The 22,237-nt window shown below is 61.3% G+C and carries 17 protein-coding genes; 1 reads left to right on the top strand and 16 read right to left on the bottom strand.

Translation table 11 applies throughout. The annotated features are described in order from the left end of the window. Positions 1 to 2: 2 nt before the first annotated feature. The 12 genes from AB8A33_RS05000 to AB8A33_RS04945 form a co-directional block, all read right to left on the bottom strand. Positions 3 to 1,577, bottom strand: a complete 1,575-nt coding sequence (locus tag AB8A33_RS05000; protein ID WP_439091769.1) for a hydantoinase B/oxoprolinase family protein — start codon at positions 1,575 to 1,577, stop codon at positions 3 to 5. After that, positions 1,574 to 3,574 (bottom strand): hydantoinase/oxoprolinase family protein, encoded by a 2,001-nt coding sequence (locus AB8A33_RS04995; protein WP_439091768.1) that lies wholly within the window; start codon positions 3,572 to 3,574, stop codon positions 1,574 to 1,576. Before AB8A33_RS04995 ends, AB8A33_RS05000 begins: the two co-directional genes overlap by 4 nt. 72 nt (positions 3,575 to 3,646) lie before the next feature. Then, on the bottom strand, positions 3,647 to 5,257 hold the full coding sequence (locus AB8A33_RS04990) for an ABC transporter substrate-binding protein (RefSeq protein ID WP_439091767.1): 1,611 nt from the start codon (positions 5,255 to 5,257) through the stop codon (positions 3,647 to 3,649). 342 nt (positions 5,258 to 5,599) lie between these two features. Further along, entirely contained in the window at positions 5,600 to 7,075 is a 1,476-nt protein-coding gene (locus AB8A33_RS04985) for a PLP-dependent aminotransferase family protein (RefSeq protein ID WP_439091766.1), read from the bottom strand. Positions 7,076 to 7,725: 650 nt separating this feature from the next. Continuing rightward, a complete protein-coding gene (locus AB8A33_RS04980) occupies positions 7,726 to 8,493 on the bottom strand; it encodes an enoyl-CoA hydratase (RefSeq protein WP_439091765.1) in 768 nt (255 codons plus the stop codon). A 10-nt stretch (positions 8,494 to 8,503) separates the two neighbouring features. Then, positions 8,504 to 9,511, bottom strand: coding sequence for an NAD(P)H-dependent flavin oxidoreductase (locus AB8A33_RS04975; RefSeq protein WP_439091764.1), 1,008 nt, complete (start codon positions 9,509 to 9,511; stop codon positions 8,504 to 8,506). A 38-nt stretch (positions 9,512 to 9,549) separates the two neighbouring features. After that, on the bottom strand, positions 9,550 to 10,737 hold the full coding sequence (locus AB8A33_RS04970) for an acetyl-CoA C-acyltransferase (protein WP_439091763.1): 1,188 nt from the start codon (positions 10,735 to 10,737) through the stop codon (positions 9,550 to 9,552). Positions 10,738 to 10,778: 41 nt separating this feature from the next. Continuing rightward, positions 10,779 to 11,909 carry an acyl-CoA dehydrogenase family protein gene (locus AB8A33_RS04965; RefSeq protein WP_439091762.1) on the bottom strand — a complete coding sequence of 377 codons (1,131 nt, stop codon included), beginning with the start codon at positions 11,907 to 11,909 and terminating at the stop codon, positions 10,779 to 10,781. 21 nt (positions 11,910 to 11,930) lie between these two features. Then, complete coding sequence (locus AB8A33_RS04960; RefSeq protein WP_439091761.1) at positions 11,931 to 13,112, bottom strand: acyl-CoA dehydrogenase family protein; 1,182 nt, start codon at positions 13,110 to 13,112, stop codon at positions 11,931 to 11,933. Between the two features lie 6 nt (positions 13,113 to 13,118). Beyond that, positions 13,119 to 13,862 (bottom strand): SDR family NAD(P)-dependent oxidoreductase, encoded by a 744-nt coding sequence (locus tag AB8A33_RS04955; protein ID WP_439091760.1) that lies wholly within the window; start codon positions 13,860 to 13,862, stop codon positions 13,119 to 13,121. 51 nt (positions 13,863 to 13,913) lie between these two features. Then, complete coding sequence (locus AB8A33_RS04950; RefSeq protein WP_439091759.1) at positions 13,914 to 15,467, bottom strand: class I adenylate-forming enzyme family protein; 1,554 nt, start codon at positions 15,465 to 15,467, stop codon at positions 13,914 to 13,916. A 57-nt stretch (positions 15,468 to 15,524) separates the two neighbouring features. Continuing rightward, on the bottom strand, positions 15,525 to 16,163 hold the full coding sequence (locus tag AB8A33_RS04945; RefSeq protein WP_439091758.1) for a 2-hydroxychromene-2-carboxylate isomerase: 639 nt from the start codon (positions 16,161 to 16,163) through the stop codon (positions 15,525 to 15,527). A 182-nt stretch (positions 16,164 to 16,345) separates the two neighbouring features. On the opposite strand from AB8A33_RS04945, the gene AB8A33_RS04940 reads away from it, so the two are divergent. Then, positions 16,346 to 16,843, top strand: coding sequence for a winged helix-turn-helix transcriptional regulator (locus AB8A33_RS04940; RefSeq protein ID WP_439091757.1), 498 nt, complete (start codon positions 16,346 to 16,348; stop codon positions 16,841 to 16,843). A gap of 46 nt (positions 16,844 to 16,889) precedes the next feature. On the opposite strand, the gene AB8A33_RS04935 is transcribed toward AB8A33_RS04940, so the two are convergent. From AB8A33_RS04935 to AB8A33_RS04920, 4 genes are all read right to left on the bottom strand, one after another. Continuing rightward, positions 16,890 to 18,095, bottom strand: a complete 1,206-nt coding sequence (locus AB8A33_RS04935; RefSeq protein ID WP_439091756.1) for an ABC transporter substrate-binding protein — start codon at positions 18,093 to 18,095, stop codon at positions 16,890 to 16,892. A 549-nt stretch (positions 18,096 to 18,644) separates the two neighbouring features. Continuing rightward, positions 18,645 to 19,400 carry an SDR family NAD(P)-dependent oxidoreductase gene (locus tag AB8A33_RS04930; RefSeq protein WP_439091755.1) on the bottom strand — a complete coding sequence of 252 codons (756 nt, stop codon included), beginning with the start codon at positions 19,398 to 19,400 and terminating at the stop codon, positions 18,645 to 18,647. 68 nt (positions 19,401 to 19,468) lie between these two features. Beyond that, positions 19,469 to 21,205 carry a nitrilase-related carbon-nitrogen hydrolase gene (locus tag AB8A33_RS04925; RefSeq protein ID WP_439091754.1) on the bottom strand — a complete coding sequence of 579 codons (1,737 nt, stop codon included), beginning with the start codon at positions 21,203 to 21,205 and terminating at the stop codon, positions 19,469 to 19,471. Positions 21,206 to 21,220: 15 nt separating this feature from the next. Next, entirely contained in the window at positions 21,221 to 22,210 is a 990-nt protein-coding gene (locus AB8A33_RS04920; protein WP_439091753.1) for an acetamidase/formamidase family protein, read from the bottom strand. Positions 22,211 to 22,237: the final 27 nt, after the last annotated feature.

Below are 22,237 nucleotides of genomic sequence, written 5' to 3'. Positions count from 1 at the left end.
CTTCACGTTGCCGGGCCGAAGCCGCCGCCGCCGCACATTTCGATGGTCACGAGATCGTCCTGCTGCAGCACGAGGTTCGACTTGCCGTCGATCTCCGTGGTCTCGCCGCCGCGCGAGAGCGTCAGTCGGGCCGTCTTGCCGGGCTCGCCCCCATGCAGGCCGAACGGCGCTATGACCTTGCGCTCGACGCTGCTGGTGAGATGCATGCTGGGCGCGAGCACGCGATAGCTGCGCACCACGCCGTCGCCGCCGTGATACTTGCCACCGCCGCCGGAGCCCCAGCGGATCGCCTGCTTCTCGACGAGGATGTTGTAATTGGCCTCGATCATCTCGGCCGGCGTGTTCGATGTGTTGGTGAGATGCACGCGGGTTGCCGAACAGCCGATACGGTTGTGGCGGGCACCCTCACCACCGGCATGGACTTCGTAGAGCATCCTCCACGAGCCATCATCGCGCGGCTCGGCGAAGGAGATCATGCCGGACGTGGTAGCGCCGCCTGACGACAGCCGCTCCGGGATGACGTCCTTCATGGCGAGGAAAATCGCATCGACGATGCGCAGCGACGTCTCGTGATTGCCCGCCGCGACCGGCGCGGTGAGACCGGGATCGAGGATCGACCCGGGCCGGGTGATGATATTGAGGGGGCGCAGCGCACCGCCGTTCTGCTGCATGTCGCGGCCGCTCATGATGCGGGCGGAATACGCCACCGCGGAGCGCGCGATGAACAACGTCGTGTTGCAGAAATTCGAGACGCGATCGCAACTGCCGGACAGATCGAAGGTCGCCTCGTCACCCTTGATGATGATCTTGACATGGATGCGCGCCGGCTCGTTGCCGGGGCCGCCGTCGTCCATGAAGTCCTCGCCCTCATAGACGCCATCGGGCAAGGCCAGGATGGCCTCGCGCATCTCGGCTTCGGACAGATCGTGCAGGCGCGACAGCGTGGCGACGAACATCGCCTTGCCGTGAGTCTTACACAGTTCAATGATGCGCTTCTCGCCGGCCAGCGTGCAGGCGATCTGACCGAGCAAATCGCCCTCGCAGGATTCCGGATCGCGCACATTGGCCTTGAGGAACTGGACCACGGCGTCGCTGATGCCATCAGCGGTGGCAACGCGGATCGGCGGGATACGCAGCGCTTCCTGGAAGGTGTCGATCGCCTTGGCGTAATAGCTGCCCGGCCAGAAGCCGCCGATATCCGGCCAGTGTGCGAGGCTAACGGCGAAGGCGACGATCTCGCCCTCGAAGAATACCGGGCGCACCACCTTGACGTCGTTGAGATGATTGCCGCCGAGTTCGGCGACATTGTAGATCAGCACGTCGCCTTCCTTAAGAGTCGACGCGGGCACGCGCTTCAGGGTCTCGCTGACCGTATAGGCCATGGCGCCGAGATGGACCGGGATGTCGCGGCCCTGCCCGACGAGCTCGCCCTGCGCATCGGTAATCGCCGAGGACAGATCGCCGGCCTCGCGCAGCAGCGGCGAGCGCGCCGAGCGTGTCATCACCAGGCTCATCTCTTCCGCTGCGGCCGACAGGCCATGGCGGATCACTTCGACGGCAAACGGATCAAGTTTCATGCTGCCACCTTGGTCATAAACAAGTTTCCGCCAGCGTCGGGCGCCGCCTGCCAGCCCGGCGGCACCACCACCGTCGACCAGGCGTCCTCGATGATTGCGGGACCGATGATCACGGCCGACATGGTGCCGCGACCGATGACGTCGGTCATGACGTCATGGGCATTGTCGAACGAACATTTGCGCGGCACGAATTCGGTGCGCCGGGTATCGATGCCCGGTCGGCCTACCTGGGTGGTCGAGGGTTGGCGTGCCTGCACGCGCACGGATTCGATAACGCAGGGCTCGGTCGTGGCATAGCCAAACAGTTCGCGGTGCTTCTTGAGGAATTGCTCGCGCAGGAAATCCGGATCGAGCGGGAGTGCGAACGGCACCGGAATGGCGTCAGCCTGTGCGGCATAGCGCATCAGCGCGACCAGATCGACTTCGATGGAGGACTTCGCAATGCCGTTGGCGAGCAGCGGCTCCAGCGTCAGTTCGACCATGGCGTCGATCCGCTCGGAAACTTTGGCGAGATCGATGCCGTCCAGCGGTGCGCGGAGCGTCTGCTGCTGCAGGAAGCTGAAATCGGCGGTGAGACAGCCCAGCGCCGAGAACGCGCTCGATGCCGCCGGCACCACGATCTCGGTGATCCCGTAGAGATCGGCGAGACCCGCCGCATGCATCGGGCCGCCACCGCCGAAAGCCAGGAGCGTGCAGTCGCGGCCGTCGATGCCGCGTTCCACGGTGACGCGGCGCAGCGCGCGCGCCATGGTCGCGTTGGCGACCTTGATGATGCCGAGCGCGGTTTCCATCAGGCTGAGGCCGAGCAGGTCGGCGATCGGCTGAACCGTGCGGACGGCAGCCTCGATATCGATGCCGATGCGGTCGCCAAGCTTGGTCGCCGGATTGAGATAGCCGAGCAACGCATTGGCGTCAGTGATGGTCGGCTCGTTGCCGCCACGGCCGTAGCAGGCCGGACCGGGCTCGGAGCCGGCGCTTTCCGGTCCGACCGTCAGACCGCCGGCACCAGCGCGCACGATGGAGCCACCGCCGGCGCCGATCGAATGCACGGCGAGCATCGGCTGGCGCAACGGCCGATCAGCAAGCAGCTTGCCGTCGGTCATTTCGGCCTGGCCGTCGACGATCAGGCAGACATCGGTCGTCGTGCCGCCCATGTCGAAAGTGAGCACGCGGGACTTGTCGAGCTGGCGTGCGATACTGACAGAGGCAGAGACGCCCGCCGCGGGACCGGACATCGCCATCACCAATGGACGGCGCTTCACCGCCGAGATCGGGATCATCGCGCCGGCGGAGTGAAACACCTGCAGACCCGCGCCGAGCGGCAGTCGCTCCTCGAGCTCGCTGAGATATTCAACTGCAATGGGCATCGCCGCGGCGTTGAACACCGTCGATGACGTCCGCTCATATTCGCGCGCCTCGGCATTCACCTCATGGGATAATGAGACGTAAGGCACGACGTCCTTCAGCCGTTCGGCCAGCATCTTTTCGTGTGCCGGATTGGCATAGGCATGCAACAGCGATACCGCGACGCTCTGCGCGCCGGTGCCCTTGAGCCAGACGATTAACCGCTCGATCTCGGCCTCATCCAGTGCCTGCAGCACCTGGCCATCGTGAGTCATGCGCTCATTCAGCGCAAAACACAGCTCGCGCGGCACCAGCGACTTTGCCTTGGGAACGATGTCGAGACGATAGAGATCGCGCCGGCGATAGCGGCCTATCTCCAGCACGTCCTCGAAGCCTTTGGTGGCGATCAGCGCCACTTTCGGCAGGCGCTCCTCGACAATGGCATTGGTGATCCGGGTGGTCCCGTGAATGAAGCGCTTGACGTCGCTTTTGCGCAGACCCACGGCCTCGATCGCTTCCAGCATCGCCTGCACCGGCGCGTGGGGGCGTGACGGCACCTTGGCAATGCGCGTCTCTGCAGTGTCGCGCCGGATAGCGATGATATCGGTGAAGGTGCCACCAATGTCGGTTCCGATTTCCCAGATATTCGTCACGCGCCTTGGTCTCGCTTTCGTTCAGGGCCGGCGATTGATCATCACCACCATCGTCGGGTCGTTCGTCTTCGCTTACTTGCGGGCGAGATCGCGGAAATCGACCTGACGGTGGAACCAGTAGGTGTAGCCATCGAGCTGCGGGATCATCACGGCGTCCTGGTTAGCCTGCCATAAGAGCACCAGTGGAACTTCCTTGACGTATTCCGCGATCATCTGCTTGCCCATCTCGTCATACTTCGCCTGATCTTGCTCGAACCGAGCCTGATTGGCCAATTTTACCACCAGCTCGTCATTCCAGGAGCTGTAATTCCAGCGCTGGTTACCGGTGAAGAAATTGCGAAAGAAGTAATCGGTGGTCGGCAGCCAAGCGGTGGAACCTTCGGTGAAGAACGGCAGCTTCTTCTCGGTGATCTGCGTCGACATCTGCGAGTCCGGCAGCTTCTGCACCTCGACCTCAATGTTGAGCTTCGCCAGCGCCTCCTTCAGCAGCGCCGCCATCGGCTCGGTGACAGCGGCGGAGCCGACATTGATGCTGAAAGTGGTCTTGAAGCCCTTCTCGAAACCGGCTTCAGCCAGAAGCTGTTTGGCCTTGGCTATATCGGTCTTCGCCGGCATCGGCTGCGGGAAGTCGCCATTCGGCGGCGACGTCCACGATGCACCGAACAGCGGAAAGCCACGTTTGAAGATTGCTGCGCTGAACATGTCGTTATAGGGCAGCGCCATGGCGATGGCCTGACGGACCTTGAGATTGTCGAACGGCGCCATCTGCGTGTTGAAGGCAATCATGGTGAAGCCGTTGGTCTGCGGTGACGACTCCACCTTGACCTTGCCGCGCTGCTGCAGCGACGGCACGTCGCTGGCCTGCAGATCGATGGCAATGTCGGCATCGCCCTTCTCGATCAGATTGGCGCGGGTGGCGGGATCGCCGATGGTCTGTTCGATGACGCGCTTGAAGTAAGGCAGCTTGCCGTCCCGGCCACTTTTCCAGTTATCGTTACGCTTCAGGATCAGTTGCTCGCCGGGTTTGAACATCTCGACCGTATAGGCTCCCGAGCCAGCGGTATTGGTCTTCAGCCATTCCTGCGCCCAAGGGTCTTCGGCAGTCGCGTGCTGTTTGGCGAGCTTGCTGTTGAAGATCGGCGCCAGCGGCGTGGCGAGATTCGCCAGGGCCAGACGATCCGCCTTTGGCAAAGTGACTGTGATCGTGCGATCATCGACAATCGCGAACTGATCGGCCTTGGTCAGCGACCCCGTGCCCATTTGCCCTGCGGCAATGGATTTGGCAGTGACGGCACGATCCAGCGACCATTTCACGTCTTCGGCGGTGACGGGCGTGCCATCGTGCCACTTGGTATCGCGCAGCTTGAAGGTGATCTTCAATCCGTCCGGGCTGACCTCATAGCTTTCAGCCAGTTCGCCGCGAATCTTGCTGCGGTCGAACACCCAGACGCCGTTTTCATCGCGCTTGCGATCGAAGGCCACGAGGCGATCATAGATACTGGTCGAGACGCCGAAGGCTTCGCGTGTCGCACCCGGGGTGGTCGGGTCGAGCGTGGGGATATTGTTGCCGGTCACCTGTCGCAGGGTCTCGGCCCGCGTCTGCGCCTGCACCGCCGCTGGCATGAGCGCCATCAGCAGCACGCCGCCCGTCAATCTCAATAAACGCCCGCGATCAGCCGTCATCTGCAACCGTCCCCTGTCGAACCTCGTTCCGCAAAATCTTGGCGCATCGCGCGCGTCCGGATAGAGCCAGACTTACCAGAAACGACTAGGCCAGATTGCCGAACACAGGGTAACGCACGAGCGAGACGCCAAGGTGCTTTGTTACAGTGCAGGTGCTGCACGCGAATGCAGCAACGATTCCAAGGCCACGCCGACTCATTCAGATGCAGGAGGTGTGGCAGTTATCGCACCATCGATGGGTCGACGAGATCGCACCTGCGCATCGGCAACTGCGCCACCCGCTGAAGATTGAGCAATTCGCAGGCGCGCGGCCGTTGCCGGGAACGCATCTGGCGGCTCGTATTATTTTTTTGCTGCGGATGGCTCCACACCAAGAATCTGCGCCATTTTCGCGATCAGGCGCGGCGCATCGGTGGGCTTGAGGCGGCCATAACCCAATACGAGGCCGGCATAGATCGGCGTCTCCAGATGATTCTGCGATAGCGGCTGCACGTGGAGACCCCCTTGCTTCAACAGCCGTGCCGCCTCCACATCGCTCATCCGCGCCTTCAGGCGCTCGGTGAACAGAGCGACGAGATGAAGACCGGTTGCACAAGGAGCGACGGTGAGATCGTCCGGCAAATACTGACGGATAGCATCCATCAGGGCCTGCTGCCGCTCCGCATAAACTTTTCGCATGCGGCGGAGATGGCGCAGCAGATGGCCCTCGCGCATGAATTCGGCGAGCGCGCGCTGGCCGATGCCGGAACTGTGCACGTCGATGCGCGCGCGGCCCTTCGTGAAGATCTCGACGAAGCGCTCCGGCGCGACGATGTAGCCTAAGCGCAAGCTCGGCATCATGATCTTGGAGAAGGTGCCGAGATAGATCACGCGCTGCTCGCGGTCGAGCGACTTCAGCGACGCGATCATACTGTCCTGATGCCGGAACTCGGAATTGTAGTCGTCCTCGACAATCCAGACGTCGTTGCGATTGGCCCAGTCAAGCAATTCCAGCCGCCGCTCCAGCCCCATGCTGACGCCGAGCGGATATTGATGCGACGGCGTCACCACGATCAGCTTCGCGTTCGGCGCGCGGCGAATGCCCTCGGTGACGCACAGCCCCTTGTCGTCCACCGGTATCGGCACCAGTTTACCGCCCGCCGCTGTCAGCGACCACTGCGCCTCGACGAAGCCCGGTTCCTCCACCCAGACTTCGTCGCCATGATCGAGGATCATGCGGCTGCACAGGTCGAGCGCGCTGGAAGTGCCCGAGGTAACGACGATCTGCTCAGGCGTGCAGACGAGCCCACGTACCGCGCCGAGGAAATCCGCGATCTCGCGCCGAAGCTCGGGAAGCCCGGCGGGGGACAAATCGAGGCATTCCTCCTTGTCGGGTTGCAGCGACGTCTGGCGCAGCAACCGAGCCCAGTCGCCGAACGGAAAGGTCGAGATATCGGGCGCACCGGGGCTGAAATCGGACGCCCAATTGGTCTCGTAGGTGAAGCCAATCAGCGACTGCCAGCGCTGAGAGATGGGACCGGCGATACGAGAGGTATCCGCAGACGCACCTGCCGGCGATGCCGCGTTGCGGCTGACTGCGGCGACGGAGACACCGCCGCGCGGCATCGATTCCAGATAGCCTTCGGCATAGAGGATGTCCCAGGCACTCAGCACCACCATGCGCGAGCAGCCGAGTTCGCGCGCGATCTCCCGCGAACCGAGAAACTGGGTGCCCGCCGGCAGCGTTCCGTGCAGCATCCCGTCGCGCATCTGCGCCGCGATTTGCTGGGGCAATGCCACTGACGAAGCCCGGTCAAGACGGATGCCCGCCAGCGACATCCGTCTCCTCTGGCCAGTGGAATTCTGCATGCGAAACGGGGCCCGGACAAACGATCGAGATGAATGCGACCGAACAAGTAGCAGCACGGAAGGCTGGACGTCCACATTGCACCGTATAACCCAAATGGCCGAGCTCGCCAGGCGCCCAGCACACGGCTTGAGATCGGAGCCAGGACGCTTCCAGCGCTAAAATCTCGATCGCAATACCGGCCCCTCGCAATACGCGAAATCCGGACCTCTGCGTCAAATCCTTCGAAGAAATCCGGCGCCTGGAAGCATCGGGCGTGTCAGTGATCTGCAACCACGGCCGCACCAATGGCAGACCCTCCGCAAGGGACCCGCTTTTACGAATGAATGTCCGCTTTGCGCCATTAGTGGTCATTCAAAGATCAACGAGAAAAGCGGCACCGTCCGTGTGCTTGCTATAATATATGAGTGGTGGAGCGAATGAACACGCCGAACCACAGCCAGTTACCACCCGGAGGCTCCGTTAGCCATTCATCAACCACGGCGACGCAGCCTGCTGCCACACGGCGGGGTGCAGATCATCCGGAACCGTCAACCGCATAGGGGATCCACCCGATGGTGAGACCCGACGGCTTCTTGCCATTCGCGAAATTGCCCGCCAGTGTCGGTCGACCGGTGCTGATTTAGACTTTCGTGAAATCGGGCTTTCGCTTCTCTATAAAGGCGGAGAAGGCCTCGCGAGCTTCCGCGCTCTGAAGCCGCTCTTTGAAAAGAGCGCTCTCCTCCGCGATCCTTTCGACCATCTCCTGCTGCTCCCGCATCAAAAGCTTTGTATGGCGAAGTGCGCCCGTCGGACGCTGCGTCAAAGTGAGGGCGGCGGTCTCCGCCCTCACACGAACCTCGCCGATAGGGACAACGGCATTGGCAAGTCCGCATTGAAGTGCGGTTGCGGCATCCATCGGTTCTCCCAACGCGAACATGGCATACGCCCTCACGTGCCCGATCCGCGAAGGGAGCAACCAACTCGACGCGGCTTCGGGCACCAGCGCCAGGTTGACGAAAGGCGTGATGAGGCGCGCATTTTCCGCCAGGTAGACGAGATCGCAATGCAGGAGCATTGTGGTTCCGACCCCAACGGCGTTTCCCTGGACGGCCGCGACAAGCGGCTTGGTCGCCTTTGCTAGATTACCGATGAAGCGGAAAGCGGGACTGTCGCTGGTTTCGTTTGCCTTGGACTGGGCGGCAAAGTCCGCCAAGTCGTTTCCGGAGGTGAAGCTGTCGCCGTCGCCCTGAAACAGAACGACCTTGACGCCAGGATCCCTTTCGGCACGTTCGAGGCCTTCTGACATCGCGTCGTACATCGCTCCGGTCAGCGCGTTCTTCTTCTCGGGACGCGAGATCGTGAGTGTCATCACGCCATCGATGACATCCGTCTTCAAATGATCCGTCATGCCATCGTCCTCAGCTTGCAGCGCGCAGGGGTTCGCGAGCGGGGGCGTCGAGAAAGCCGGTCAAGCGCTGGCGGATGATGCTTTCGGCGTCCGCCATGATGCGATCGATCAGCTCCTTGACGGTGGGGATGTCGTTAATGAGGCCCGCGACCATTCCGCAGCTCCAGGCGCCGGCGTCCATATCACCGTCGACCATGACTTTCGGATATACGCCTGCCACTTCATTGATGATGTCGCCGATGACCAATGTGTCGCCCTTAGCGCGTTCGGTTGCGATCAACCGCTCGACGCCGGCGTTGTTGAGAACACGCTCGGTGTTCCTTAACGAGCGCATCACCAGACGCGTATCGAGTTCCGACGCCTTGACGATCGCATCCTTGACGTTCTGATGGACAGGCGCCTCTTTCGTCGCCACGAACCGGGTGCCCATGTTCATCCCGGCAGCGCCCATCGCGAGCGCCGCGACCAAGCTTCGGGCATCGGCCATGCCGCCGGACGCCACGAAAGGAATCTTCAGCTCCTCGGCGGCACGCGGCAGGAGTATCATGTTCGGCATGTCGTCTTCGCCGGGATGACCACCGCATTCGAATCCGTCGACGCTGACCGCGTCGCAACCGATCTTCTCCGCCTTCAACGAATGGCGGACGGACGTGCACTTGTGGATGACTTTGATGCCCGCCTCCTTTAGGGCCGGCATGTACTGCTCAGGACTTCGGCCGGCGGTCTCGACGGCCTTGATGCCACCTTCCTTGATCGCGGCGATGTATTCCGGATATGGCGGGGCGTCGAACGACGGCAGAAACGTCAGGTTCACGCCGAACGGCTTGTCGGTCATGTCGTGACAGCGCGCGATCTCCTTCGCGAGATTCTCAGGCGTCCGCTGGGTCAATCCGGTGATGATGCCGAGGCCACCGGCGTTCGAGACGGCCGCGGCGAGTTCAGCAAAGCCCACATAGTGCATGCCGCCTTGAATGATGGGGTGTTCGATACCGAACAGGTCCGTGATGGCAGTCCTCATGAAGATCTCCGGCTTTTGCTGTCTAGTTTGCGTGGCGCTCAGTTGACGATTTCGAGCAGGCCGGCTGCGCCCATGCCGCCGCCTACGCACATGGTGACCACGGCGTATTTTGCCTTTCGACGACGCCCCTCGATCAACGCGTGACCCGTCAGACGCGCGCCGGTCATGCCATAGGGGTGACCGACCGCGATGGAGCCGCCGTTGACGTTGAGCTTCTCGGGATCAATGCCGAGCTTGTCGCGGCAGTAGATAACCTGGACCGCGAATGCCTCGTTCAATTCCCAAAGGTCGATGTCGTCGATGCTGAGACCATGACGTTTGAGCAGACGCGGAACGGCGAAGATCGGCCCGATGCCCATCTCGTCGGGCTCGCAACCCGCCGAGACGAAGCCACGAAAGATTCCGAGTGGCTTCAGGCCCTTCTGGGCGGCGAGCTTGTCACTCATGATAACGGTGGCGCTGGCACCGTCCGATAGCTGGCTCGCGTTGCCGCCGGTGATCGTGTAGCCCGGGCCCTTCGCGGGCTTGACCTTGGCCAACCCCTCGGCGGTGGTGTCGGGACGCGGGCCCTCGTCCGTCGAGAGCGCGATCTCGTTGTAGGAGATGGCGCCGGTCTCCTTGTTCGTCACGGCCATCGTCGTCTTGATCGGCGCCAGTTCGTCATTGAAGCGGCCGGCCTGTTGCGCGGCTGCGGTGCGGCGCTGACTTTCGAGACCGTATTCGTCCTGCGCGTCCCGAGAGATGTTGTAGCGTTTTGCGACGTTTTCGGCAGTATCCAGCATGGCGATGTAAGCGTCGCCTTTGATCGCCAGGAGCTCCGGATCGACCGCATGCCACTGGTTCATGTGTTCGTTCTGGACCAGGCTGATGGATTCACCGCCTCCGCCGACCGCGACCTCCACGCCATCGAAGATCACCGACCGAGCGGCAAGCGCGATCGCCTGAAGCCCCGACGCGCACTGTCTGTCGATGGTAGTGCCGGCGACCGTGACGGGAAGACCGGCGCGAAGCAGAGCCTTACGCGCGATGTTCGACCCCGTCGTGCCCTGCTGCATGGCGCATCCCATCACGACGTCCTCGACTTCTCCACCGACGATGTTCGCACGTGCGAGCGCAGCCGAAATGGCGTGTCCCATCATGGTCGCACCTTCGGTATTGTTGAGCGCCCCCTTGTAGGCCTTTCCGATCGGGGTGCGGGCGGTCGATACGATTACGGCTTCGGTCATTTATTATTTCCTTTGCTGGATGGGACGGCCGTGACCGCGTGTCACGCGGCGCGGACGAATCGCATCAGATGGAAAGCGGGGTCGCCGAACTGGATGTCGATGGCGCCGATGCGCTTGAAATAGTGACCGACCTTGAGCTCGTCGCTCATGCCCATGCCACCGTGAAGCTGGATCGCCTGTTCGCCGATGAAGCGCGCAGCATATCCGACCTTTGTCTTCGCACCGGAGGCGAGCTTCGTGACATGGGCGTCGTTGGACACAAGCGTCAGGGTCAGATGCTGCATCAACGAGACGGCTTCCTGCAGTGCGATGAACATGTCGACCATTCTGTGCTGCAGCACCTGAAACGATCCGAGGGTCACGCCGAATTGCTTGCGGGTCTTGCTGTAGTCTAGCGTCGCCGCATTCAGCTCGGTCATTGCGCCTATGGCCTCGGCACACAGTCCGCCGATGCCGCGGTCGCGACAGCTCTCGAGCGCGGCGCCCCCCTGGCCTTCGCGTCCGAGCAGGTTGACCGCCGGGATGCGAACATCCTTCAGTGTGACCTCGGCGGCGCGCCTACCGTCGACCGTCCGGTAGCTTTGCATGTGTAAACCGGTCGCCCGGCTGTCAACGATGAACAGGGACACGCCGTCACGATCGCCATCTCGGCCGGACGTTCTCGCGGAGACGATCAGCCGGTCGGCCCACGGAGCACCGATCACGGCGGCTTTCGTTCCTGACAGGACGTAGTCATCGCCACTTCGGTCGGCGGACGCCGACACCTTGTTGAGGTTGTAGCGAGATCCGGGCTCAGCCCACGCCAAAGCCCATATCGCCTCGCCCGCTGCGATCTCGGCGAGCAATTCCCCGCGTTGGTCGTCGGTCCCCAATGCCTCGATTAGCCCTCCCGCCAGCACGACCGTCTCGAAATATGGCTCGACGACGAGGCTGCGGCCGAACTCCTGCATGACGATCATGGTCGTCAGCGGGCCGTTCCCGAGGCCGCCATATTCCTCCGCGAACGGCGCTGCCAGAAGACCGAGGTCGGCGAACTTTGCCCACACCGCGCGACTCCAACCATCTTCGCCCGCGACGATCTTCGCTCGTTCATCGAAGCCGTATTCATCCCTCAGGAAACGTTGCACACTGTTGCGGAGCAATTCCTGGTCTTCGGTCAGTTCGATGTCCATGGACGCCTCTCCTGGTGCGGGTCAAAGACCGAGCACGGCTTTCGCGATGATGTTGCGTTGAATCTCGTTGGAACCGCCGTAAATGCTGAGCTTTCGCGAGTTGAGGTATTTTTCAGCCGCCGTGTGCCCATAGTCCGGCCCCGGCATGAAGCGATTGCCGCCGACGGAATGCTCCCGAAGAGCGACGCCGTAGCTGCCTATCGCGCGGTGCGTGAGATCGGTAATGCGCTGAAAGATCTCGGTGCCTCTGATCTTGAAGAGCGATGCGGCCGGTCCGGGGTCGATTCCACGCGACATTTGCGCGACGACCCTCAACTCCGTCGCTTCAAGGGCCAGCACATCCAATTCGACACGGGCGATCTCGCGGATGAATTCCGCGAAACTCGGATCGTCCTCGGGAATTTCGGCCCTGACGATGTCCTTGAGCCGCCGCAGGTACCGCGTCGAACGACCGATACCCGCCATGCTGGTGCGTTCGTTGCCGAGGAGGAATTTTGCGTAGGTCCAGCCCTTGTTTTCCTCGCCGATCAGATTCTCGATCGGCACCCGCACGTCCTCAAGGAAGACGTCGTTGACCTCATGTGAGCCGTCGATAGTGATGATCGGGCGCACGGTGACGCCAGGCGCCCTCATGTCTATCAATAGGAAGGAGATGCCTGCCTGGGGCTTCGCGGACGGATCGGTGCGGACGAGGCAGAAGATCCAATCCGCGTGTTGTGCGAGAGTGGTCCATGTCTTGTGCCCGTTGACGACGTAATGATCGCCATCACGAACCGCCTTGGTCCTGACGGAGGCTAGATCCGAGCCCGAACCCGGCTCCGAGTAACCTTGGCACCACCAGTCCTCGCCCGACAATATGCGCGGCAGGAACCTCGCCTTCTGCGCCTCCGTCCCGAAGGTGTAGATGACCGGACCGACCATGGTCACGCTGAAGGCGAGCGGCGGAAGCGTTCCCGCACGCGAGGTCTCCTGGTCCCAGATGAAGCGCTGGGTCAGCGACCAACCGGGGCCGCCATATTCCTTCGGCCAGAGCGGCGCGATCCAGCCCTTCTGATGGAGGATTCTGTGCCAAAGGAGCGATTGCTCTTTCGTGAGATCCGTCTCGGGATTCGCGACACGCATTTCCTTCGGGTAGTTTTCCGCGATGAAGGAGCGAGCTTCGTCACGGAATGCCGCATCTTCGGCCGAAAGGTTGAGCTCCATGGCGAGCTACCACTTCTCGCCGAATGGACGAATCTCATGCTCGAAGGTCCATGCGTCGCGCGGTTGCTGGTAGAGGGACCAGTATGCCTCGGCGACCGCCGCCGGCCGCATGAGCCGGTTCGGATCGAGGTTTTCCATCGCCTGCGGCCCTTCGCGGCTGGTGATCAGCTGCCGCACCCATTCCGTGTCAACGCTAGAGTCGATGATCAGGTGCGCGACATGAATGTTCTTTGGCCCGAGTTCCCGGGCCATCGATTGCGCGACGGCGCGGAGACCGAACTTGGCGCTCGCGAAGGCTGCGAAACCGTTGCCGCCGCGCAGGCTTGCCGTCGCTCCGGTGAAGAAGATGTTCCCCTTGCCGCGCGCCAGCATTGCCCGCGCTGCCTCGCGCCCGGCGAGGAATCCCGAATAGCACGCCATCTCCCAGACTTTGCGGAACACGCGCTCCGTGGTCTCGACGATCGGAAAATTGACGTTGGCGCCGATATTGAAGACGCACACGTCCAAAGGAGCATGAGCGTCGGCATCGGAGATGAATTTCACCATCTCGTCTTCCTTGCGCGCATCGAGAGCCCGTCCGAACACGGTCCCACCGGCAGCTTCGATCTCCTTGATCAGCGGCTCCAGCTTCTCAGCCTGGCGCCGGCCTACGAATACCGTGAAGCCTTCGGCTGCGAATTTTTTGGCGATTTCACCGCCGATGAAATCGCCGGCGCCGATGACGGCGACCGTTGCATTGCGTTTTTCCAACTGAGTTCTCCCGGAAGCGAGTTTGGGGCGACGACAGCCGCCGCGATCTGATTAGCTGCGCAGCGACTCCGCCAGCTTGTGTTTGAGGATCTTGCCAGTGGACGTGGCCGGCAGCGCCGGCAGCACGATGATCTCGGACGGGCGTTTGTAGGATGTCAGTTGAGGGCTGACGTGCGCGATCAGGTCGTCGGCGGTCGTCTCGGTACCCTGAAGAAGCTGCACGAAGGCCACGACCTCCTCGTTGCCCTCGACGGGTCGGCCGACGACCGCGCATTGCACCACGGAGGGATGCGTGCTCAGCACCGCTTCGATCTCCGCCGGATAGACATTGAAGCCGGACCGGATGATCATTTCTTTCGTGCGGCCTACGATATAGAGGCAGTCGCCTTCGAAGCGCGCCAAGTCGCCCGTGTTGAACCATCCGTCCGGATCGATCGCCTTTGCCGTGAGATCAGGCGCGCGGTAGTAGCCGCGCATCACGTTGCGACCACGGACATGAAGCTCACCGACCTCACCCGCGGGCTTCGCCGCGCCGTCCATTCCCAAGATCTTCGCTTCGATGCCAGGCAACAGTGGCCCCACAGCCTGGTCGTCGCGCGGGGCATCGATGCGCACCCCCGAAAGTCCGGGCGAGCACTCGGTGATCCCGTAGCCGTTCAGCAACGGAAGCCCGAGTTCCTGCTGCACTCGGGACTTGAGCTCAAGATCAAGCGGCGCCCCTGCCACAGCAATGAGGCGCAGCGAACCTGGATCGAGCCTCTCCAGACCGTTGACAGCTTTGTACTCCAATAGCCGCTGATAGGTGGCAGGAACGCCGTTGAGGATGGTGATGCCCTCTTCCGCGATCGCCTTCGCCAGCGCGGCCGGATCATATTTGGCGACCAGCCTGACAGTGGCGCCGGTCATCAACGTCATGACCAGCAACGATATCCCAACGATGTGCGAGATCGGCAGCACGATGTACTGCTTGTCCGCGGGTATCATGCGACGAATTTCGGCCGTCGTCATCGCGCTGACGAGAAGATTTTCATGCGTCAGCATCACGCCCTTCGGCGTGCCGGTCGTGCCCGACGTGTAGATCAGGACGGCGACCTGGTCCTTCGCGCGTTCCTCGACCGGTTCGGGAGACGTCTCCTCATTAAGTGCCGTGATCGCGATCTCGGAAAGAGGGCCAATTGTCTGGACCTGAGCCTCGTACCGCGTGGCATGGGTGGCCGCTTCCTTCGAAACGCCGACGGTAAGCAGCACGCGCCTGGCACCGCTGTGATCCCTGATTTGATCCAATTCGCGCGCGGACAGCCGCGGATTCACGACGATGGCCCAGACATCAAGACGGCTCGCCGCCAAAAGAAGGCCAGCGAGAGCAATACTGTTTTCACTGACGATCATCAGGCGATCGCCCGGCCTCATGCCGATTTTCGTCAGATCCTGCGCGATGTCGGCGACCGCGTCGCGCAGGTGGCCGTAGGTCCAGCCCCCCCCATCTTCGACGAGCGCGATCCGGGCCGGCGTTTCCGCCGCATGTCGATCGATGACGCTATGGATGCGGCGAGGTAGCGAGGCAAGTATGCGGGTCGCGTGATCTGGCTCAACCGTCTTCAACATTTCTACCCTCCCTGGAAAGAGCCGCTTTGGCGCGGCTTCTATTGACTTTTGAATGGCCTATGCCGTCCTCGACTGGAGCGCGGATATCTGCTCGACGATCGCTTCTTCGACGTCCCTGAGACTGTCCTTGCCGAAGAAGATCTCGCTTCCAACAAAGAAGGTTGGCGACCCGAACGACCCGCGGGCGACCGCGTCATTCGTGTCCTTGATGAGCTTTTGCTTGACGTCGTCCTGCTGCGCTCGCGCGATTAGCCTGTCGATGTCAATGCCGGAGGACCTGAAGGCCGCGGCGAAGACTTCAGGGTCGTCCATCTTCTTCGGTTCTTCCCACATGTGATGGTAGGCCGCGGTGAAATACGGCTCGAACACGCCTTCGAACCGGGCCGCGACCGCGCCGCGCATCAACATCAGCGTGTTGACTGGGAAAAACGGATTGCTCTTGAATTTCGTGACGCCGTGCCGCCGGATGAACCGCTCGGACTCAAGCTTCTGATATTCCGGCTTGTTCTTGATGCCGCGAAGGGACTCTGCCGGTGACATATTGCCGGTGGCCTTGTAGATGCCGCCCAGCAAGACCGGGACATACTCGAATTTGATGCCAGTGCGGTGCTCGATGCTGGGCAGTGCCGCTTCCGCAAGGTAGGCGTTCGGACTGCCGAAATCGAAATGAAATTCTGGTCTCAGCCGATTGGTCATCCGCACCTCCTTCATCGTGCTCGTGGGCGCGATCGAGCGTCTGCCCTTGCTTTGACGATAAAGTTCTATTTTAGAACTGTCAACGTTGAAGGTGGGCGAGGAACCAAGCCGGCGACATCGTTATTGTTTTAGATTACGTACCAAAATAGAATGCGCTGGATACGTGAGTCCGGAGAGACTGAATGAAATGGGATGCACTAGAGGAGGAGCCGTGCTCGCTGGCCCGTACGGTCGCAGTCATTGGCGACCGCTGGAGCCTAATGATTCTGCGCGAGTGCTTCCTGCGCAAGCGTAGGTTCGACGCCTTCCAGGCGTCTCTCGGAATCACGCGACATCTGCTTGCCGACCGGCTCAAGAAGCTCGTTCGCTTCGGCGTTCTACGACGCATTCCTTATATGGAAGCGCCTAAGCGGTACGAATACATTCTGACCCAGAAGGGTCTCGACCTCTACCCGATCATCATGTCGATCGTCCATTGGGGCAACATCCATATGGTCGACTCGCGTGGCAGACCGATGCTTCATGAGCACAAAACATGTGGCAAGCACTTCGACCCGCTTATGATTTGCTCGGAGTGCGGTGAGCCGGTGCTCGCCAAGGAAGTCCACGTCCATCCAGGTCCCGGAGCTCGCGAGGCCGTTGCGTCCAAAGGAAGAAAGACTAAAGCAAGCCCCGCTTGATTCCTTGGCCCATCCCGGTTTGGGACGGACCAAGGAAATGTCGCGGTCACTCCGAGCTTGCGTCCAGCACCTCGCCAAACGGCTCCCAGCTCGTCCCGCTCCAGCGCTGCAACTGTAGCTGTGTCCAGACCATGTTATTGATCGGACTGGTATTGATCCGGATGCCGGGCGCGGCCACCGGCAACGCCATGTCGTGGATGGCCTTTGCCTGCATCACGATGTTCTTCCGCGACAGATCGTCACCACATTGCTTGAGGATCTGCTCCAATATCATGCCCTGCATGTAACCCGTGAGGTAACTGGTGTTGCTGTAATCCGAGCCGGACAGATACTTTTCGAAAAAGAGCTTGTAAGCTTTCACGCCATCGTCGTTCTCCCATCGGACGTCCGAAGGGTCTTTGCTGATGGTGCCGACGACGACGCCCACGGATTTGTCCAGTCCCGCCGGACGCAGCGTGCCTCCGACCGAACTGGACGGAAAGTTGATGACAACCGTCGCCTTCCAGCCGATCTCGGAAGCCTTTCGGATGGCCTGGGCGGCGAACTTCGGTGTGCCGGCGATGAAGAGCGCCTCGGCACCTGAGCTCTTGAGATTGACGACCTGCGAGTCGACCGTCGGCTCCGACACTTCGTAGGCAGCAGTTACGACGCGCTTGTCGAAATCCGCCTTCATGAACGAGCGGAAAGCGTTCACGTAGTCCTTACCCAAGTCGTCGTTCTGGTAGAGGATCGCGTATTTCGCCGTAGGAAGCGCCTTGTTCAAGAATTTCGCGTAGATTTTGCCTTCGGTGTCGTAGCTGACCAGTCCAGTTGTGGTCAGCGGAAACTCCTTCCCGTCGGTGAACTTGCTTGAACCGCTCACCACAGCAATGCTCGGTACGCCCTTTCCTTTGAGGTACTTGGCGACGGCAGTATTTCCCGCTGTCCCGAGCTGGCCGAAGATGAAAGACACTTCATCGCTCTCGACGAGACGCCGGACATGCTCGACGGCTTTCGGAGGGCTGTAGGCATCGTCCAAAACGATATAGTTGATCTTTCGGCCGTTGATGCCTCCGCGATCGTTGATGGATTGGACATAGGCGACCAAGCCTTTGCCCGTAAGCCCGATGGAGGAAGCCGGACCGCTAAATGGGTACACTCCTCCGATTTTTATCTCTCCGGAAGTAACGCCGGGAGCGTCTGCCGCGCGGGCCTCCAAGCAGCCAAACAAGCAGGCAAGCGACATCGCTAACGCAGTCGATATTCGACGCATCGTAATCCTCCCCTGAAGCTCGCCGAGTAACAGGTACGGCGGCGTGCGATCATTCGATCGCGATTTTCGGCTGAACACCGACGCCTGAATTAGTCAGTTCTTTTTTAGAACCTGTCAATGGCGATTTCGGACCGCCTTCCCCTCCGCCTGCCTTGCGCGCAGCATTTCAAAGTCGGCTTTGCGCCAGGAGCTGCCTATCGCCCCAAGCTTAGCCGAAAAGCGCTCTGGTCACCGATAGCTCATAGCTGTCGTATCACCAGCCTCACTGCCACCAATTAGAGGCACATGAGGGCGCCAACCGACTGAGCCCCACCTTCCAGCCCATTTCGTTTCTACGGCTGCAGTTTGGCGTTGGCGCCGGGTTGATGTCGCTCATTGCAAAATGGCGAAATCACACCGAGTTAGCTGATCGGCGATGACTGCATAGGAAAATGCAGTTTCCTATGCAGTCATCAGCGTGGATGAATTCTCTTGTTTCTTAGTTCAGCAATGATCGTCGAACTATCCCGCTCCTCGACTGGTCGCGGCTCGTTTCGAAGAGATTCAGAGCTACACAGCCCTCGTCAGTGCACCGTCGATGATGAGGTTGGTACCCGAGATGCGGCTCGCGATCGGGCTAGCCACGAACACGACCCCGGCGGCCACTTCCTCCGCGGTTCCCATTCGACCAGTCGGATTCAAGCTCATGGCCGTTTTGTAAAGCTCGGGCGAGCCGTGTTCGATGCCCTGCCATATACCGCCCTCGAAATAGGTGTTGCCGGGCGAGACCGCGTTGACACGGACGCCTTTGCCGGCGAGCTGATTGCTCAATCCCTTGGCATAGTGGATCAGTGCAGCCTTGAAGGCACCGTAGGAGCCGGCGGCGAAATCGACCTCGACCCCGGAGACGCTGGAGACGATGACAATCGACGGCGTCTTCGATTTTTCCAGATGGGGAAGCGCGGCCGCCACCGCGTTGACCGTGTGCATCATGTCGGTGCGGAATGACTTTTCCCAGGTTTCTGCGATGTCGCCGACTGCCAGCGCGCTGACATTGCAGACGAGGATGTCAACGCCGCCGAGCTCGGCGGCCGCGCCGTCAACCCATTGCTTGAGGGCGACGGGATCGGCGACATCGGTCGACTTGCCCCAGGCCTTGACGCTCTTCGCCTGCAAGGCCGCAACGATGCTGTCGATCTGCTCTTGTTGTCGCGCGCAGATGGCGACGTTGGCGCCCTCGGTAGCGAACATATCCGCAATCGCACGACCGATTCCCTTGCTTCCGCCCGTCACGAGAGCGTTCGTGCCCTTCAATCCCAGATCCATGGTTCACTCCTCAGTTGAGATGCCTGACTGCTCGGCTTGCATGATTGTCATCAGTGCTCTCGCGCGTGTCAGCCCGCAGCCTTCGTGATCAACGCGCGGTAGCTGTGCGGCATCCGCATCGCGACCAGATCTTTCCGGCGCACGACGTTGGTCGGATAGACGGTATCGAGATTCGTGGTGTCCACCACCGCCGTCGCCGTCCCTTCAGTATCCGCCGCGATGGCTTCCCTACGCGGGAATTCGAAGGTGTCGGGGCCGAACACGCCGCTGAGGCCCGGATATCCGTTGACGGGATCGAACACATTCGAGAATGCAAAGAACACATTGTTCTCGCCGGCGCGAACGCGGAAATGATGCCAGTGATAGGGATCGGCGTCGGTCGGGATCGGATAGTTCTGCGACACAAGCGATCCCGCATGCGGCGTGCTGAAACGTTGCCTTATCGCTGTAACGCAGACGATGAGATCGCAGCCACGCAGCGCAAGGATGCGGCCGGCTTCAGGAAACGATGCATCGTGACCGATCAGAAGGCCGATGCGCCCGACCGACGTGTCGGCCACCACCCAGTCATCGCCGGGACGCGCCCAGGCACGCTCGGAGTCCGTCAAGTGGGTCTTGCGGTAAACCGCGACGAGGCCTTCAGGCCCGATCAAGCACGCGCTGTTGTAGATCGCATCACCGCTACGCTCAGCGATGCCGACGACAAGATACACCTTGAGCTGGGCGGCCAGACGGCAGAGCTGATCGGTCACCGGCCCCGGAACAGTCTGCGCTCGCACGCCGGGATTGATGAGGCCGCTCAGCGCTAGCTCCGGAAACACGACGAGGTCGGCTTTGTCCTCAAGCTTCGCCTGCCGCGCAAGCGAGGTGATGCGCGCGAGATTTGCTTCGACCTCGTTACCGGGTTTCATCTGCGCGACCGTCACCCGCGACGCCTGCCCCGCCGGCCAAGGCTTGTGGCCATACAACTTGAAAAAGTCGCGGGGATTCCAGCTGAACGTATCGGAGAGCAGCTCTGCATAAAGTTCGGGGCGACGCTGGGAGAACACGGCTTCACCGCCAACGCACCTCGCGCGAGAATCATCCAGATCCATATCCGCCAACGCAAAGCCGTCGCCGCTATCGATCACAGCCACGACAGTTCCGTCCGGCGCGATGACGCAACTGCCGCCGCTGAACTGGACCGTGCGCTCAAGTCCCCACCGATTACTTTCGATGAGATAGCAACCATTCTCAAACGCCCGGCTAATCCAATATGGAGCCGGTGTGCGCTCCGCCAGCCAGTTCGAGATATGGCAGATCACATCGGCGCCCTGCAGCGCGACGAGACGCGCGGTCTCCACAAAGTGGATGTCCATGCAGATCAATAACGCGATGCGCCCGATCGGCGTGTCGAAGACCTGATGGCCGAGATCGCCTGCCGCCGACCATTTCGGTTCCGCAATATAGGAATGCGTCTTGCGATGCTGGCCAATCACACCTTCGGGTCCGATCAGCACCGCAGAGTTGAAATATATGCCATCGCTGTCGACCTCCGGCATGCCGACAACAATGTAGCAGTCATGTTTCCGCGCGAGCGCTGCGAAGCGATCCGCGGTCGGCCCCGGGATCGTCTCTACGAAAGGCGCGACCTCAGCCCGGTCGAACCAGCAATAGCCCGTGGTACCCATCTCTGGCGTGACGATGAGCCGGGCGCCGGCTGTCGCCGCCGCCTCGCAGAGCTCGAGCAGCCGCGCGATATTGCGTTCCTTCTCGAACATGGTCGGTTCGAACTGAACCGTGGCAACCTTGTGCACGCGCGACATGATCGGCTCACCCTTTTAGACCAAAAACGATTTCTTGATCGAAGCGCCGAGCGTATATTTCGGATCCACCATGTTGCCGAGCCGGACGCGGCCGGTCTGGGTCAGCAGCATGTAGGCATCGATCTCCTCAAAGCCATAATCGGCCGTCATCCAACGGCACAGCTCGCGATAGGCGATGCGCGCAGCATCTTCCATCGGCCGCGCCGAGCCAATCGTCATGATGAAGTCCTTGGTCTCCAGCCGCGGCCAGGCAATGCTCCAGCCCTTGATCAGATCGATCTGGACCGTGGTCACGGTCGGATGCTCGATCGCGACACCGCAGAGTTCGCCGTCGCCCTGCGCCGCGTGGCAGTCGCCGAGATAGAGCAACGCGCCCTTGGTATTGATCGGCAGATAGATCACCGCGCCGACGCCGACATCTGGCAGATCCATGTTACCGCCGTAATAGTCCGGCACCAGCGACGAAATCGCCTCGATCTCCGGCGAAGTGCCGATGGTGCCGATGAACGGCTCATAGGGCAGCGTGATCTTGTCGTTCCATTTGGTGCCGTTCTCGAGAGTGATCTCGAGCTTCTTGACGCGCTCGGGCAAAGCCGGATTGAGCAACGCGGTCTGGCCGGTGCCGACCAGCCCGCCGAATTCCGGCATGACGACAGTGGTGCCGCGCGGTTGTGGCCCCCGCGGCACGATGCTCTCAATATAGACCGCGAGCGTATCACCCTTCTCGGCGCCGTTAACCCAGATCGGGCCATTCTGTGGATTGAGAAAGGGAAAGTTGAGAATTTTCGACGGAGTGTCGGTCTCGTGCTTGATCGCGCCTTCGAACGCATCGTGGGTTTCGGCGGAGACCACAGCACCGGGATCGACCGTCAGCACCGGCCCCACGTAAGGGCCATAGACGTAGTGATACTTGCCCTGCTCCTGTTCGGTAATTGTGTGATGGATGCCGGGTTTGCCCTTGGCGACGCCCCTGTTCGCCATAATCGAGTTTTCCTGCCAGGCCATCGATGTTCTCCTTCGTCTCTGTGTTGT

The organism is Tardiphaga sp. 813_E8_N1_3 (assembly GCF_051811025.1).
GTDB lineage: Bacteria > Pseudomonadota > Alphaproteobacteria > Rhizobiales > Xanthobacteraceae > Tardiphaga.
Note: the sequence above shows the minus strand (reverse complement) of the source record. Positions and strands in the feature narration are given on the sequence as shown.